This window comes from Pseudomonas sp. PvP025 (assembly GCF_017832155.1).
Lineage (GTDB): Bacteria > Pseudomonadota > Gammaproteobacteria > Pseudomonadales > Pseudomonadaceae > Aquipseudomonas.
Genome location: NZ_JAFIBJ010000001.1, coordinates 3,775,792 through 3,790,526, shown reverse-complemented (window position 1 = coordinate 3,790,526; position 14,735 = coordinate 3,775,792). Strand labels below are relative to the sequence as shown.

Below are 14,735 nucleotides of genomic sequence, written 5' to 3'. Positions count from 1 at the left end.
ATACGTGAGCGAAACAGCCTTGCCTAAAGATGAGACTCAGCCCGCGCTCGATGCGCCGGTCGAGACACCGGTTACCGCGCCACGCCGTGGTAATGGCCTGGCAATCGTCGCCTTGCTGCTCGGCGCCGCAGGCGTTGCCGTTGGCGGTTGGGGGGTGTGGCAGGTGCGTGCGCTGCAAGCCAGCAGCCAGCAACAGCTGGGCCAGGTGCAGACCCTCGACGACCAGTCCCAGAGCCTCAAGCAGAGCCAGCAGCAACTGGCCGCGCGTCTGGCGCAACTGCCGGCTGCGGATGAACTGGAAGAGCGTCGGCGCCTGGTTGCCCAATTGCAGGGTGACCAGCAGCGACTGAACCAGCGCCTGGAAACCGTGCTGGGCGCCAGCCGCAAGGATTGGCGTCTGGCTGAGGCCGAGCACCTGATCCGCCTGGCGAGCCTGCGCCTGTCTGCCCTGCAGGACATCAACAGTGCCCAGTCGCTGGTCCAGGGTGCCGACGAGATCCTTCGCGAACAGAGCGATCCTGGCGCTTACGCCGCCCGTGAACAGTTGGCCAAGAGCCTGGCGGCGCTGCGCAGCACCGAGCAGCCGGACCGCACCGGGTTGTACCTGCAATTGGCGGCACTGCGTGATCAGGTGGTGCAACTGTCGGCTATCGCGCCGGAGTATTCACTCACCGAGCCCGCGTCCCAGGGGCGCCCTACCGACGATACGCAAAACCGCCTGAGCCAGTGGTGGGAACAGATTTCCCGTTACTTCCGCATCAACTTCAACCCTGACGACACGATTCGCCCATTGCTGGCAGGCCAGGGCCTGAATCAGGTGCGCCTGGCCCTCAGCCTGGCCCTGGAGCAGGCGCAGTGGGCGGCGCTCAATGGCGAATCGGCGGTGTACAGCCGCTCGCTGGGCGAGGCGCGCAGCGTGTTGCAGGACAACTTCAATCAGGACAATCCGCAGAGCAAGGCCATGCTGGCACGTATCGCCGAGCTTGAGCCCAAGGCCGTTTCGGTGGTGACGCCGGACCTCGCCGCGAGCCTGGCTGCTGTGCAGGCCTACCTCGAGCGTCGTCATTTGTCTGCCGATGAGGCCAAGGCGTCGGCAAGCAAGCCGACGACCCAGGAGTAGAGCCGATGAAGCGTTTCTATGTGATCCTGGTGCTGGCGATTGTCATTGCTCTGACTCTGGCTGTGGGCATTTCGAAACACACCGGCTACGTGCTGATTACCTATCCGCACCTGCTGCATTATGAGTCGAGCCTTTGGGCGACGCTGGTCGCGATCTTTGTGATCGGCCTGGTGATCTACCTGCTGCGGGTATTGCTGAGTCTGGTGATGACCTCCGGTGGTGTGGTCAACCCGTGGTCGCGGCGCAATCGCAGCCGTCGCGTGCAGATCGCAATCGAACAAGGCCAGATGGACCTCGCCGAAGGCCGTTGGGCCAGCGCCGAGCGCCATCTGCACCGCGCTGCCGAGGCGGAGCGTCAGCCTTTGCTTTACTACCTCGGCGCCGCCCGCGCCGCCAACGAGCAAGGGCGTTACGAGGAGTGCGACAGCCTGTTGGAGCGCGCGCTGGAGCGTCAGCCCCAGGCCGAACTGGCGGTCGCCTTGAGTCATGCACAGTTGCAGATGGATCGCGGCGATACCGACGGCGCGTTGACCACCCTGCAGGCCATGCATGCACGTCATCCTCATAACGCGCAGGTGCTGCGCCAGTTGCAACGTCTGCATCAGCAGCGTGGCGATTGGTCGTCGGTGATCCGATTGCTGCCCGAGTTGCGCAAGGACAAGGTGCTGCCTGCCGCCGAGCTGGCTGAACTGGAGCGCCGCGCCTGGGGTGAAAATCTCGGTCTGGCCGTACAGCGCGAAGAACAGGGCGAAGCGGGGTTGCAGTCGCTGGAGCGGGCTTGGCAGCAGCTGACATCCGCACAGCGTCAGGAGCCGCAACTGGTACTGGCCTACGCTGAGCAACTGCGCCAATTGGGGGCGGATGCGCAAGCCGAGGAAGCCCTGCGCGGTGCTATCAAGCGCGGCTACGACAGTCACCTGATCCGACTCTACGGTTTGCTGCGCGGCAGCGATCCGGCGCGGCAGCTGAAATTTGCCGAAGGCTGGCTCAAGGACCACCCTGGCGATGCCAGCCTGTTGCTGACTCTGGGCCGCCTGTGCCTGCAGAATAGTCTGTGGGGCAAGGCGCGTGACTACCTGGAAAGCAGCCTGCGGGTGCAGCGCAATCCTGAGGCCTGTGCTGAACTGGCACGCCTGTTGGCTCAATTGGGCGATACCGAGCGCAGCAACCAGTTGTTTCAGGAAGGCCTGGGCTTGTTGGACAGCCGGCTTCTGGCGTCTCCCTTGCCGGTCCCCGCACGGGTTTGAAGTAGGAAAAGTGATGTGGGTTGGCTCGGACGATTCTGAGGGTCAACCCATCAATTACCGCGTAACACCTGGTTCAGGTCGCCGCGTAGTAAATTCCTACCGACAGCTTCTTGAAGTCATCCAGGGTCTGACGGCATATCCCTGTGTTCTCGCGGAATTGTCTGCCCCTGCGCGTATTGAAAGGCGGCAGGACTTTCCTCTACCGTAACGACCTATCTCTTGCGGTACGGATAACAATGTCTTTGGCCCCTTCACGCTCCTTGTTTCTTCTGGCCTTCGTGGCCGGTGCGCTGACGTTGGGTGCGTCTTTTTATCTTGAGTACGGTGCGTTGTTACGGCCTTGTTTCCTGTGCCAAGTGCAACGCATCCTGATTGCCACCTTCGTGCTGATCAATCTTCTCGCCGCCCTCCATAATCCAAAACGTTCGGCCAGCTACTTTTACGGTCTGGCGAGTATGGGCTGCGCATTACTCGGTGCCGTTACGGCCGCGCGCCAAGTGCTGTTGCAGAATGCCGCTCCGGAGCAGACAGGCGACTGCTGGCCGAACCTGCAATACATGATTGAAAACCTGTCGCCATGGCAGGCGCTGCAACTGACGTTCAGGGGCACCGCCGATTGCGTCGAGATCAACTGGACACTGTTTGACCTGAGCCTTCCAGAGTGGAGCCTGTTGTTTTTCGTAGCGATGCTGATATTGGGCATCCTGCAGTTTTCACCGCTGTTGTCCGGTCGCCGAGCGGCCGTTGCGAGGCAATGACTGTGCAAGGCTATTCGTAGGACGGGATTAAACGCTTGTATGAACTTTCTGTCCTGCGTACCTTGAAGCCATAGTCATGCGGGCATAATCTGGCCCGCACGCGTCATTGAAACCGATTGTCAGTTGCAGCTTCGTGCGGCTGGCGCTTCACCGTTGAGTGTTGCGCGGCACAAGGCGAACGCATCCCCTAGGGAAGAGAGATCATCATGTTGGAAAGTTGCCGGAATGCCCAGGAACGCTGGGGTGGGGTGCACAAGCTGATAGACAGCTGGTTGAAGGCACGTCACGAACTGATTCGGTCCTTCGATGCGCTAGGCGCCAAGCCCGAAGCGCTGGCCGAAAACGGCGAATTGCTGCAGGACTTCTGCGGTGTGCTGATGGACTACGTGTCAGCCGGCCATTTCGGCGTCTACGATCAGTTGACCAAGGAAGCAGAAGCCTTCGGTGATGAGCGTGGGTTGGAGTTGGCAGATACGCTTTATCCTCGCCTCGACGCGATCACTGAGAAGCTCGTTGCCTTCAACGACCTGTGTGATGCGGGCAAATGTGTTGCTGAAAAATTCAAAGAGTTGGGTGCATTGTTGCATGAGCGTTTCGAACTGGAAGATTGCCTGATCGAAGTGCTGCACAACGCTCACAAGGACGAGGCTGTTACCCAGGCCTGACCCTTGGCGGTACAAAAAACGGTGCGCATGTCGCACCGTTTTTTTTGGCTCAATGACGCGTGCCCAGCAATTCGATCTCAAACACCAGCGGTGTGTAGGACGGGATCAACTCCCCCGCGCCGTCTGCGCCATAGGCCTGTGCCGATGGAATCACCAGGCGCCATTTTGCGCCCACCGGCATCTGCTGCAACGCACTGCGCCAGCCGCTGATCACGCTGTCCAGGCGAAACCACTGCGGTTGCGTGCTCTGATCGAACACCGTGCCGTCCGGCAACCGACCCACGTATTTGACTTGAACCTGATCACTGGCTGCCGGCTTGTTGCCGTTACCCGGCGTCAGCTCCGTGAGCAGGATTCCATCGGCCAATTCGCGCACACCGGGCGCGGCTTTTTCCTTGGCGAGAAAGTGTTGCTCGGCGGCCAGTGCCTTTTCACTTTGGGGCGCCTGTGCATCGGCCTCAGTCTGTGCCTCGTGCTGGGCAAGCAGTTTTTCGATACGCGCGCTGTCCAGCGCCAACGGCTTGCCTTGATAGGCTTGTTTGAGTCCGTCGATCAGGGCCTGGATCTGCAGGTCGGGGACTTCCTGGCGCAGCCGTTCACCAAGACTGGCGCCCAGGCTGTACGCGAGGTCATGCTGGTCTTGGGTAGCCGCGCTGGACGGCGATTGTTCGCTCGCGTCAGCGACGCAAACACTCAAGCCAAGCACAAGAAAAAGGTAACGCGACATGGGCATGCTCCCGCCGAAAGTGCGACGGATTATGCCAGTGTGGAAGGGTAAAAAGTGTCGTGGATTCCGGTCAGGCCGATAAGAATTTTCGCAGGGCGCAACGCAAGTCAATCGATACTGTCAACATGCGCTAGCGGCGGTAAGAGCAGAGGGCTAGTATGAGCCGCACCCACGTCAGTCAGGAGGTAAACCATGTCGGCCAAACAGAAGCCTGTTAATACCCCGTTGCATTTGCTCCAACAACTGTCGGGCAGCCTGCTCGAACATCTGGAAAGCGCTTGTGCCCAGGCCTTGGCCGATGCAGAAAAACTGCTCGCCAAACTGGAAAAACAACGCGGCAAAGCGCAGGAAAAGCTGCACAAATCCCGCACCAAACTGCAAGACGCCGCCACTGCAGGCAAGTCCAAGGCACAAGCCAAGGCCAAAGACGCAGTCAAAGAACTCGAAGACTTGCTGGACGCTCTCAAAGATCGCCAGTCTGAGACCCGCACTTATATTGCCCAACTGAAAAAAGACGCTCAGGAAAGCCTGAAGCTGGCCCAGGGCGTTGGTCGTGTGAAAGAGGCCGTCGCCAAGGCCCTGGGCGCGCGTACGCCAGCCAAAGCGGTCGCGGCAAGCACGGCTAAAAAGCCTGCGAGCAAGGCCGCTGCAGCGAAGGCTCCGGCTAAAGCCGCTGCCAAGCCAGTTGCTAAAACAGCCGCTGCAAAACCAGCTGCCAAGCCAGTTGCTAAAACAGCCGCTGCGAAACCAGCTGCCAAGCCGGTTGCTAAAACAGCTGCTGCAAAACCAGCTGCCAAGCCAGTTGCTAAAACAGCCGCTGCGAAACCAGCTGCCAAGCCAGTTGCCAAAACAGCTGCTGCAAAACCGGCCGCCAAGCCAGTTGCCAAAACAGCTGCTGCAAAACCAGCTGCCAAGCCGGTTGCTAAAACAGCTGCTGCAAAACCTGCTGCCAAGCCGGTTGCTAAAACAGCTGCTGCAAAACCAGCTGCCAAGCCGGTTGCTAAAACAGCTACTGCAAAACCAGCTGCCAAGCCAGTTGCTAAAACAGCCGCTGCGAAACCGGCCGCCAAGCCAGTTGCTAAACCAGCTGCTGCAAAACCGGCCGCCAAGCCAGCTGCCAAACCTGCTGCTGCAAAACCAGCACCGGCCAAGCCTGCTGCATCGACCGCTACTTCGACAGCATCCACCGCTCCAACCGCACCGGCCAGCAGCACCTCTGCACCGGCAGCACCAGGCACCACGCCAACCAGCGCTTCCTAAGTGCTGGCAACCACGACGCGCAGTTGCTGGAGCGCGTTGTGGTCAAGGTTGGCGACTTCGGTCGCCAGGCCTTCAAGCCATCCGTAGTGACCCTTCGCCTCATCCTGCGGCCAGCCCTGCGCCAGTTGTTCCAGGCGAGTCAACAGCGCCCGTTCCGCTTCCAGTTCCAGCGCCTTGACCGCCGTGCGTAACGGCTCCAGTTGACCCTCCTGCTGCGCCAATTCACGCCATTGCACGCGTAGCGCTCGCAACGGCTCGACAACCTGTTCGCGCCACGGACGAGCAAGCTGCTGCAACGCCTCCAGACGTTCGGCCTTCGGCGCTACGCCCCGCGCCTCCAGCCAGGCGCCACACAGTAAGAGGCACACATCCGCGCCAGTTTCCTGCAAGCGCAGGCACGCGGCTTCGACGCCGGGACGGGCGTAGGTCGATAGGGCAAAGCTCCACAGGTCAGCGCACATATTCACACCCAAGCCAGCGGCCAACGAAGCTGGTAGACTCCGCCGCCATTATGATCCGACTTCAAAGCCTAACATTACAGCGTGGCCCGCAACGTCTTCTTGAAGATGCCGAGCTGACCCTGCACGCCGGTCACAAAGCCGGCCTGATCGGTGCCAATGGCGCCGGAAAATCCACGTTGTTCGCCTTGTTGCTCGGTGAGCTGACCCCGGATTCCGGAGACTGCCTGCTGCCGGCCGACTGGCGCATCGCCCATATGCGCCAGGAGATCGACACCCTGGACCGCATCGCGATCGACTACGTGCTCGATGGCGACCTGCGTCTGCGTCAGGTGCAACACGACCTCGCCGAGGCCGAGAAAGCCCAGGACGGCGCCGCCCAGGCCCGCCTGCACGCCGAGCTGGACAGCGCCGATGGCTACACCGCCGACGCCCGCGCGCGCAAAATGCTCGCCGGCCTGGGGTTTGCCAACGAACAGATGGACCGCCCGGTCGCCGACTTCTCCGGCGGCTGGCGCATGCGCCTCAACCTGGCCCAGGCGCTGATGTGCCCCTCCGACCTGCTGCTGCTCGATGAGCCGACCAACCACCTAGACCTCGATGCGATCCTGTGGCTGGAAGACTTCCTCAAGAACTACCAGGGCACCTTGCTGCTGATTTCCCACGACCGGGATTTCCTTGACGCCGTGGTCGACAACATCGCCCACGTCGAACAGAAGAAAATCACCCTCTACCGTGGCGGCTACACCGCCTTCGAGCGCGCGCGCGCCGAACGCCTGGCCCAGCAGCAACAGGCGTTCGAGAAACAACAGGCGCAGCGGGCGCACATGGAAAGCTACATCGCAAGGTTCAAGGCCCAGGCCACCAAGGCGCGCCAGGCACAGAGCCGCATCAAGGCCCTGGAGCGCATGGAAGAACTGTCGGCGGCCCACGTGGATTCGCCGTTCGACTTCGTGTTCCGCGAGTCGGTGAAAATCTCCAGCCCGTTGCTGGACCTCTCGGATGCGCGCCTGGGTTACGGCGACAAGACCATCCTGGAGAAGGTCCGGCTGCAGCTTACGCCGGGCGCGCGCATTGGTTTGCTCGGCCCCAACGGCGCGGGCAAGTCGACGCTGATCAAGAACCTGTCCGGTGAGCTTTCGCCGCTGGCCGGCCGCCTCACCCGCGGCGAAAACACTGTGGTGGGCTACTTCGCCCAGCACCAGCTCGACTCGCTCGATTCCAAGGCCAGCCCGTTGCTGCACCTGCAGCGGCTGGCGCCGACCGAACGTGAACAGGTCCTGCGCGATTTCCTCGGCGGTTTCGACTTCCGTGGCGCGCGCATCGATGAACCGGTGCTGAACTTTTCCGGCGGCGAAAAGGCCCGCCTGGCCCTGGCTTTGATCGCCTGGGACCGGCCGAACCTGCTGCTGCTCGACGAACCAACCAACCACCTGGACCTGGAAATGCGCCTGGCGTTGACCATGGCCTTGCAGGAGTTCAGCGGCGCGGTTCTGGTGGTGTCTCACGATCGTCACTTGCTCAAGAGCACCACCGACAACTTCCTGCTGGTGGCTGACGGCAAAGTCGAAGAGTTCGATGGCGACCTGGATGACTACGCACGCTGGCTGACCGATTACCGTCTGCGCAACGCGCCGGCCAGCAACACGCCAGTCAACCCGGACAAGACCGACAAGAAGGCCCAGCGCCAGGCCGCTGCCGCCTTGCGCCAGCAGTTGGCGCCGCACAAGCGCGAAGCCGACAAGCTGGAAGCTGAGTTGGGCAAGGTGCACGAGCGCCTGGCCAGCATCGAAGCCAGCCTGGGTGACAGCGCCGTGTACGAGGCCGCACGCAAGGATGAGTTGCGCGACCTGCTGGCCGAGCAGGCCAGACTCAAGGTGCGTGAAGGCCAGTTGGAGGAAACCTGGATGGAAGCCCTCGAACTGCTGGAATCCCTGCAAGCGGAGCTGGAGGCGCTGTCCTGATGGAAGCGCTGCAACTGCCACTGCCGGCGCAATGGGTGGCGCCGATCTGGATCGGTGTGCAGATCCTGCTCATTCTGCTGGCCGGCTATTTTGCCCAGCGCTTCGTTGCCAAGGGCCTGACTCGCTTGGGTGAGCGCTACCCGTTCCCGCCCCAGTTGCTGATGCCCCTGCGCGGTGGGCTGCGCTGGCTGATCATGGGCAGTGCGTTGATCTTCGTGCTGGGCCGCCTGGGCGTTTCCGCCACGGTGTTGTGGACGGCGTTGTCAGGGTTCGTGGCGGTGGCGGCGGTGGCGTTCTTCGCCATGTGGTCGGTGTTGTCCAACCTGCTGTGCGCGATTTTGATCTTTACCGTCGGGCCGTTTCGCCTGGGTGACATCGTCGAACTGGTGGACACCGTCGACAAGCCCGGCGTTAAGGGGCGCGTGGTCGCGATCAACCTGCTTTACACCACGTTGATCGAAGTGGAAGAGGCCGGCACCAACAGTGCCATTGTGCAGGTGCCCAACAGCCTGTTCTTCCAGCGTTCGGTGCGGCGCTGGCCCGGCAATATCTCGCCGCTGTAAAAAACTGATAGCCAGCCTTCATTCGGCGGCGTTAGCTTAGGGCACAACAGCAAACTCCCCCTTGAGGTGTGCAATGGCACTCGACACATGGCTGGCGTTTTTCCTCGCCAGTTGGATCATCTCCCTGTCCCCTGGCGCGGGCGCTATCGCCTCGATGTCCAGCGGCCTGCAATACGGTTTTGCGCGTGGCTACTGGAACGCCATTGGCCTGCAACTGGGCCTGGCGATGCAGATTGCCGTGGTGGCGGGGGGGCTGGGTGCCATTCTGGCGACGTCGTCCACCGCGTTCTATGCGATCAAATGGTTTGGCGTGGCGTATCTCGTGTACCTGGCCATCAAGCAATGGCGCGCCTTGCCCATGGACCTCACCGATGACGCCACTCCGCGCCAGATCGGCAAGCCGATGGCCATGATGTTTCGCGGTTTCCTGGTCAATGCCAGCAACCCCAAGGCCTTGGTGTTCATGCTGGCGGTGTTGCCGCAGTTCGTGAATCCGCAGGCGCCGCTGGCGATCCAGTACCTGATCATCGGCGCGACCATGATCAGCGTCGACATGATCGTGATGGCCGGTTACACCGGGCTGGCCTCCAAAGTCCTGCGCCTGTTGCGCACGCCCACGCAGCAGAAGCGCGTGAACCGCACGTTCGCCGGGTTGTTCGTGGGGGCAGCAGGTTTCCTCGCCAGCCTGCACCGCGCCACGGCATAACGTGCACTGAACACAGATCAACCTGTGGGAGGGAGCAAGTCCCCCCACAGTGGTGTGTGGCGGTGTCAAATAAGCTTGAGTCCAATCGGTTAAAGCTGAACAATAGTGTTACTTCGTATTTCCCCCTGAGATTCATTCATGACCGCCCCCTTCCGTTTTCTCGCCTGGCTGCTGTTGCCGGGGTTGATGTCGTGCAGCCTCAATCTGCTGGCCGCCACCGCCGAAGGTGCCCCACAAGCCTTGCATCTGCTGGACTACGTTAGCGCCGACTACCCACCGACCGTGGCGGCGGGCGAGGTGGTGGATCCATCGCACTACCGCGAGCAAGTGGAGTCTATCGGCGCATTGCAGGGGCTGGTCGCGCAGTTGCCGGAAAAGCCTGAACGCGCCGAATTGGTTACAGGCGTCGATCAGTTGCTGGCCGCTGTCAGCGCCCGTGCGGACGCCGCCACAGTGGCCCGCCAGGCCCGGCAATTGGGCGCCAGGCTGGCGGTGGCCTATGAAGTCAGCCAGGCACCGGCCATTACGCCGGACCCGGCGCGCGGTGCGCCGCTCTACGCTCAGCATTGCTCGGTGTGCCATGGCGCCACCGGCGCCGGAGACGGCCCGGCCGCGCTGGGCATGGAGCCTGCGCCTGGTGACCTGCGCGACGCGGCGCGTTTCGACCGCCTGAGCCTCTACGCGATCTACAATACCCTTGGCCTGGGCATCGAAGGCAGCGATATGCCATCGTTCGCCGATCAGTTGGACGACCGTCAGCGTTGGGACCTGGCCACCTACCTTGCGGGCTTCACCGCCGACCCGGCCGCGGCCAGGAGCGGGCAGCCCTTCAACCTCGCTGACCTGGCCCGCCAGACCCCCAATGAGGTGCTGACCACCAGCGGCCCGGCCGCCGCCGCGACCTTCCGCGCCCAGCGTGCGCAGCCACCGCAGGTCACGCGCGGCCCCGCGCAATTGCTTGAATACACCGCCACCACGCTGGACAAAAGCATCGCCGCGTTCCGTAGCGGTGACCACGAGCAGGCCTACGACTTATCCGTTGCGGCCTACCTGGAAGGCTTCGAGCTGGTGGAAAGCTCGCTGGACAACGTCGACGCCAACGTGCGCAAGGACACCGAGAAAGCCCTGATGGCCTATCGGCAGTCGCTGCAGGACGGCCTGCCGCTGGAACAGGTGCAGCAGCGCCTGGACGTGGCCAAGGGCAAGCTCGGCGAGTCCGCCGACCTGCTCGGCAGCGACGGCTTGAGCTGGTCGCTGAGCTATATCTCCGGCCTGTTGATTCTGCTGCGCGAAGGCCTGGAGGCGATTCTGGTGCTGGCGGCGATCCTTGCGTTCCTGCGCAATACCGGCCAGCAATCGGCGGTGCGCAGTGTCAATGTGGGCTGGGGCCTGGCGCTGGTGGCCGGCCTCGCGACCTGGGCATTGGCGGCGTACGTGATCGACGTCAGCGGTGCCCAGCGCGAACTGCTCGAAGGCTGCACGGCGCTGTTCGCCAGCGTGATGGTGCTGTGGCTTGGCGTGTGGATGCACAACCGCCGTCATGCGGCGGCCTGGCAAGATTACATCAAGAGCAGCCTGGTGGGCGGCGGCGGGCGGTTCGGCTTTGCGCTGCTGGCGTTCTTCTCGGTGTACCGCGAGCTGTTCGAGGTGATCCTGTTCTACGAAACCCTGTGGCTGCAAGCCGGCCCGGCCGGGCACAACGCGGTACTGGCCGGTGGCGCCACGGCGCTGGTGTTGTTGGTGGGCCTGGCCTGGGTGATTCTGCGCGGCTCGGCGAGGTTGCCGCTGGCACTGTTCTTCGGCATCAACGCAGCGCTGCTGTGCGCGCTGTCGGTGGTGTTCGCCGGGCATGGCGTCAAGGCCCTGCAGGAGGCCGGTGTCTTTGGCACACGGCCGGTGGCGTTCTTTGAGTTCGACTGGCTGGGGATTCACGCCGACGCGTATTCGTTAAGCGCGCAGGCGGTGGCTATCCTGGCGATTGTGGTGTTGTACCGCCGCAGCCGGTAAAAAATGTGGGAGGCTCCGCCGGGTCTTCGGCTTAGCGCTGTCGCGCAGCAAACTGGAGCCTTTGTGGCTGCCTGAAATTTCAGGGTTTGAAATCAGCACGCTATTTTGTGTTTGATAAGAGGGGGCTTGCTCCCACAATTGCATGTGTGGAGATGCTGTATGCGCGTATGGATCGATGCCGACGCCTGCCCTCGGGCGGCCAAGGATCAGGTGGTGAAGTTCGCCCTCAAGCGCCGGTTCGAAGTGGTTCTGGTAGCCGGGCAGAGTCAGATCAAGCCAGGCTTTGCCTGCGTGAAGCTGATCGTGGTGCCCAGCGGGCCGGATGCGGCGGACGATTACCTGGTGGAACACGCCGCGCCCGGCGAGTTGGTGATTTGCAGCGATGTGCCTCTGGCCGATCGCCTGGTGAAAAAGGGCGTCACCGCCCTTGACCCGCGTGGCAAGGAATTCAGCCCGGCCAACATGAGCGAACGGCTGGCGGTGCGCAACCTGTTCACCGACCTGCGTGAACAAGGTCAGATGGGTGGCGGGCCGCCGCCCCATGGCGAGAAGGACAAACAGGCGTTCGCCAACTCACTGGACCGTATTCTGACCCAATTGATGCGCCAGTCCTGACCCTCAGTCGTTCTCGTGAGTCAGTTCCAGCACGCGATCCACCAACTTATTGATGCCCGAAGCCACCTCACTGATGTTCTTGCCCAGCATGTAGGCCGGCGTACTCACCAGCTTGCGCGCGTAGTCCTCGACAATATCCTCCACCGCGCATTCCTGATGCGTGGCGCCCATCTTGTCGAGGGCGGCGGCGGTGTCGGCGCAGTTGCCGATGGTGCAGGTCACGCCCGGGCCGTAGATCTTCGCGGCCAGGGCTGGCGAGATGCAGATCAGGCCCACTGGCTTGCCGGCTTCGGCAAAGGCTTCGGCCAGCGCCAGTACCTGCGGGTTGACACTGCAAGCGGCACCTTGCACGGCGAAATTCGACAGGTTCTTCGCCGCGCCAAACCCGCCCGGCACGATCAGCGCGTCAAAGTCGGCGGCGCTGGCTTCAGCAATGTCCTTGACCTCACCACGGGCGATGCGCGCCGACTCCACCAGCACATTGCGCGACTCGGGCATCTCTTCGCCCGTGAGGTGATTGATCACGTGCAACTGCGCCATATCCGGAGCAAAGCATTGGACCTGAGCACCGCGCTGATCCAGGCGCAGCAGGGTGATCACGCATTCCTGGATTTCTGCACCGTCGTACACGCCGCAGCCGGAAAGGATCACTGCAATTTTTTTGCTCATGGGCATTTCTCCTGGTTGATGGCGTGGGATGGCGATTGACGGGTAACCGGCACCCCCCGCACGGAACGCTCTCTAGATGGATCGCAACGGCGGCGGGGTGTTCATTATTTGCGGTCGGTTTGCTCGACAGGCGTTTCGGCCGCAACGGGGTCGGCCGCCTCTCGGGCCCTGGCCTGGGCGCATTCTTCGCGGGCAATCCGCGCATTCTTGAAGCGGCGCCGCAGCCACAGCACAAAGCCCAGCAGGATCAGGGCGCCGAGCACCCACAGCTCGTATTTCTTCACGCTGCCCAGCATGCCTTCAAGCACAGCGCCAAAGTGATAGGCCGCTGCGCCCAACGCTGCTGCCCAGATCGCAGCGCCAATGCCGTTGAGGACCAGATAGCGCAGCGGCGGGTACCCCGACAGGCCGATTGCCACGGGCATCACCGTGCGCAATCCGTAGACGAAGCGGAAGCTCAGCACCCAGATATCCGGGTGCTTGCGGATGTGCTCCAGGGCCTTGTCGCCCATCAATTGCCAGCGCGGCTTGCGCGCCAGCAATTTGCGGCCGTGCTTGCGGCCCATGTAATACCAAAGCTGGTCGCCGGCGTAGCTGCCGAAAAAGGCCACCACCACCACCAGGTTGATGTCCATGTATTCACGGAACGCCAGGAAGCCTGCGAGTACCAGAATGGTCTCACCTTCGAAGAACGTGCCGAGGAAGAGGGCAAAGTAGCCGAAGTCATGCAGAAATTGTTGAAGCATGGTCTGGGTGCTGGCGAAATGAACGCGCAGCCTACGCCTTCACGAAGATTCATGAAAGTATCGAGATGTGTCACGAAGTGAACAATTCCTACGTGAATGACGAATGTGCCTACAGGTCGCGCCGATAAGCACAACTGTCATTCCTTCGTCATAATGGCCGCTTATAACTGCAACGCTCGCCCGTGAAACGCGGGCTCAGGAGTCTGTCGTGAGCTTTACCCCTGCCAATCGCCTGTTCCCCGCCACTCGTCTGCGTCGCAATCGTCGTGATGATTTTTCTCGCCGCCTGGTGCGTGAACATGTGCTGACGACGAATGACCTGATCCTGCCGGTGTTTGTGCTCGACGGTGAAAATCGCCGGGAAGCGGTGGCGTCGATGCCGGGTGTGGAGCGCTTGACCCTTGATCTGCTGCTTGAAGAAGCGGCGCAGTGGGTTGAACTGGGGATCCCGGCGCTGGCGCTGTTTCCCGTGACGCCGCCTGCGCTCAAGTCTCTGGATGCCGCCGAAGCCTGGAACCCGCAAGGCATTGCGCAGCGCGCTACCCGCGCCCTGCGCGAGCGCTTCCCGCAACTGGGTATCATCACCGACGTGGCGCTAGACCCGTTCACCACCCATGGCCAGGACGGCATTCTGGATCAGGACGGTTATGTCGAGAACGACATCACCGTCGATGCGCTGGTCAAACAGGCGTTGTCCCATGCCGCCGCAGGCGCCCAGGTGGTGGCGCCGTCGGACATGATGGACGGTCGCATCCAGGCGATCCGCGAAGCCCTGGAGCTGGCCGGCCACGTCAATGTGCGGATCATGGCCTATTCGGCCAAGTACGCCAGCGCCTATTACGGCCCGTTCCGCGATGCGGTGGGCTCGGCGCTGAACCTGGGCAAGGCCGACAAGGCCTCGTACCAGATGGACCCGGCCAACAGCCATGAGGCCCTGCACGAAGTGGCGGCCGACCTGGCCGAAGGCGCCGACATGGTGATGGTCAAGCCCGGTATGCCGTACCTGGACATCCTTTACCGGGTCAAACAGGAATTCAAGGTGCCGACCTTTGTCTATCAGGTCAGCGGCGAATACGCCATGCACATGGCGGCAATACAGAATGGCTGGTTGAGTGAAGGGGGAATCCTAGAATCCCTGACTGCCTTTAAACGTGCCGGGGCCGATGGCATCCTGACCTATTTTGCCGCCCGCGCAGCCCAATTGCTTAGAGAGCAACAATAGCCCTCACA

Annotated in this window: 15 protein-coding genes; 11 read left to right on the top strand and 4 right to left on the bottom strand. The window is 62.1% G+C overall.

What is annotated here, in order from left to right; all coding sequences use genetic code 11:
• Window positions 1-4: 4 nt before the first annotated feature.
• The 4 genes from JOE32_RS25035 to rsd all read left to right on the top strand — a co-directional run bounded on the left by JOE32_RS25035 (window position 5) and on the right by rsd (window position 3,790).
• The gene (locus JOE32_RS25035; protein WP_307497079.1) at window positions 5-1,120 is read left to right on the top strand and encodes a uroporphyrinogen-III C-methyltransferase; all 1,116 of its coding nucleotides are present in this window, start codon (window positions 5-7) and stop codon (window positions 1,118-1,120) included.
• A 5-nt stretch (window positions 1,121-1,125) separates the two neighbouring features.
• Window positions 1,126-2,367, top strand: a complete 1,242-nt coding sequence (locus JOE32_RS16435; RefSeq protein ID WP_209986282.1) for a heme biosynthesis protein HemY — start codon at window positions 1,126-1,128, stop codon at window positions 2,365-2,367.
• 236 nt (window positions 2,368-2,603) lie between these two features.
• Complete coding sequence (locus tag JOE32_RS16430; RefSeq protein ID WP_209990569.1) at window positions 2,604-3,125, top strand: disulfide bond formation protein B; 522 nt, start codon at window positions 2,604-2,606, stop codon at window positions 3,123-3,125.
• 206 nt (window positions 3,126-3,331) lie between these two features.
• Window positions 3,332-3,790 carry a sigma D regulator gene (gene rsd / locus JOE32_RS16425; RefSeq protein ID WP_169896174.1) on the top strand — a complete coding sequence of 153 codons (459 nt, stop codon included), beginning with the start codon at window positions 3,332-3,334 and terminating at the stop codon, window positions 3,788-3,790.
• A 49-nt stretch (window positions 3,791-3,839) separates the two neighbouring features.
• Here the strand turns inward: rsd and JOE32_RS16420 are convergent, their stop codons facing one another.
• A complete protein-coding gene (locus tag JOE32_RS16420) occupies window positions 3,840-4,517 on the bottom strand; it encodes an FKBP-type peptidyl-prolyl cis-trans isomerase (RefSeq protein WP_209986279.1) in 678 nt (225 codons plus the stop codon).
• 192 nt (window positions 4,518-4,709) lie between these two features.
• On the opposite strand from JOE32_RS16420, the gene JOE32_RS16415 reads away from it, so the two are divergent.
• Entirely contained in the window at window positions 4,710-5,777 is a 1,068-nt protein-coding gene (locus JOE32_RS16415; RefSeq protein WP_209986274.1) for an AlgP family protein, read from the top strand.
• On the opposite strand, the gene JOE32_RS16410 is transcribed toward JOE32_RS16415, so the two are convergent.
• Window positions 5,774-6,238 carry a TIGR02444 family protein gene (locus tag JOE32_RS16410; protein ID WP_209986271.1) on the bottom strand — a complete coding sequence of 155 codons (465 nt, stop codon included), beginning with the start codon at window positions 6,236-6,238 and terminating at the stop codon, window positions 5,774-5,776. The genes JOE32_RS16415 and JOE32_RS16410 overlap by 4 nt on opposite strands.
• 50 nt (window positions 6,239-6,288) lie before the next feature.
• On the opposite strand from JOE32_RS16410, the gene JOE32_RS16405 reads away from it, so the two are divergent.
• The 5 genes from JOE32_RS16405 (at window position 6,289) to JOE32_RS16385 (ending at window position 12,090) form a co-directional block, all read left to right on the top strand.
• Window positions 6,289-8,199, top strand: a complete 1,911-nt coding sequence (locus JOE32_RS16405; protein WP_209986266.1) for an ATP-binding cassette domain-containing protein — start codon at window positions 6,289-6,291, stop codon at window positions 8,197-8,199.
• Window positions 8,199-8,762 carry a mechanosensitive ion channel family protein gene (locus JOE32_RS16400; RefSeq protein ID WP_057006403.1) on the top strand — a complete coding sequence of 188 codons (564 nt, stop codon included), beginning with the start codon at window positions 8,199-8,201 and terminating at the stop codon, window positions 8,760-8,762. The genes JOE32_RS16405 and JOE32_RS16400 overlap by 1 nt, the downstream gene beginning before the upstream one ends.
• Window positions 8,763-8,835: 73 nt before the next feature.
• The gene (locus JOE32_RS16395) at window positions 8,836-9,468 is read left to right on the top strand and encodes a LysE family transporter (RefSeq protein WP_209986263.1); all 633 of its coding nucleotides are present in this window, start codon (window positions 8,836-8,838) and stop codon (window positions 9,466-9,468) included.
• A 138-nt stretch (window positions 9,469-9,606) separates the two neighbouring features.
• Window positions 9,607-11,475, top strand: coding sequence for a cytochrome c/FTR1 family iron permease (locus JOE32_RS16390; RefSeq protein WP_209986260.1), 1,869 nt, complete (start codon window positions 9,607-9,609; stop codon window positions 11,473-11,475).
• A 159-nt stretch (window positions 11,476-11,634) separates the two neighbouring features.
• Window positions 11,635-12,090, top strand: coding sequence for a YaiI/YqxD family protein (locus JOE32_RS16385; protein ID WP_209986257.1), 456 nt, complete (start codon window positions 11,635-11,637; stop codon window positions 12,088-12,090).
• A gap of 3 nt (window positions 12,091-12,093) precedes the next feature.
• On the opposite strand, the gene elbB is transcribed toward JOE32_RS16385, so the two are convergent.
• Window positions 12,094-12,759 carry an isoprenoid biosynthesis glyoxalase ElbB gene (gene elbB / locus JOE32_RS16380; protein ID WP_209986255.1) on the bottom strand — a complete coding sequence of 222 codons (666 nt, stop codon included), beginning with the start codon at window positions 12,757-12,759 and terminating at the stop codon, window positions 12,094-12,096.
• A gap of 104 nt (window positions 12,760-12,863) precedes the next feature.
• Window positions 12,864-13,505 (bottom strand): DedA family protein, encoded by a 642-nt coding sequence (locus JOE32_RS16375; protein WP_209986252.1) that lies wholly within the window; start codon window positions 13,503-13,505, stop codon window positions 12,864-12,866.
• Between the two features lie 208 nt (window positions 13,506-13,713).
• Between JOE32_RS16375 and hemB the strand changes: the two genes are divergently transcribed.
• Entirely contained in the window at window positions 13,714-14,727 is a 1,014-nt protein-coding gene (gene hemB, locus JOE32_RS16370) for a porphobilinogen synthase (RefSeq protein WP_209986248.1), read from the top strand.
• Window positions 14,728-14,735: the final 8 nt, after the last annotated feature.

Coding starts and splice junctions, on each gene's coding strand:
- JOE32_RS16420 (WP_209986279.1), bottom strand. CDS start 4,517: ATGTCGCGTTACCTTTTTCTTGTGCTTGGCTTGAGTGTTTGCGTCGCT.
- JOE32_RS16410 (WP_209986271.1), bottom strand. CDS start 6,238: ATGTGCGCTGACCTGTGGAGCTTTGCCCTATCGACCTACGCCCGTCCC.
- JOE32_RS16385 (WP_209986257.1), top strand. CDS start 11,635: ATGCGCGTATGGATCGATGCCGACGCCTGCCCTCGGGCGGCCAAGGAT.
- JOE32_RS16390 (WP_209986260.1), top strand. CDS start 9,607: ATGACCGCCCCCTTCCGTTTTCTCGCCTGGCTGCTGTTGCCGGGGTTG.
- JOE32_RS16405 (WP_209986266.1), top strand. CDS start 6,289: ATGATCCGACTTCAAAGCCTAACATTACAGCGTGGCCCGCAACGTCTT.
- JOE32_RS16400 (WP_057006403.1), top strand. CDS start 8,199: ATGGAAGCGCTGCAACTGCCACTGCCGGCGCAATGGGTGGCGCCGATC.
- JOE32_RS16375 (WP_209986252.1), bottom strand. CDS start 13,505: ATGCTTCAACAATTTCTGCATGACTTCGGCTACTTTGCCCTCTTCCTC.
- JOE32_RS16415 (WP_209986274.1), top strand. CDS start 4,710: ATGTCGGCCAAACAGAAGCCTGTTAATACCCCGTTGCATTTGCTCCAA.
- JOE32_RS16435 (WP_209986282.1), top strand. CDS start 1,126: ATGAAGCGTTTCTATGTGATCCTGGTGCTGGCGATTGTCATTGCTCTG.
- JOE32_RS16430 (WP_209990569.1), top strand. CDS start 2,604: ATGTCTTTGGCCCCTTCACGCTCCTTGTTTCTTCTGGCCTTCGTGGCC.
- rsd (WP_169896174.1), top strand. CDS start 3,332: ATGTTGGAAAGTTGCCGGAATGCCCAGGAACGCTGGGGTGGGGTGCAC.
- elbB (WP_209986255.1), bottom strand. CDS start 12,759: ATGAGCAAAAAAATTGCAGTGATCCTTTCCGGCTGCGGCGTGTACGAC.
- JOE32_RS16395 (WP_209986263.1), top strand. CDS start 8,836: ATGGCACTCGACACATGGCTGGCGTTTTTCCTCGCCAGTTGGATCATC.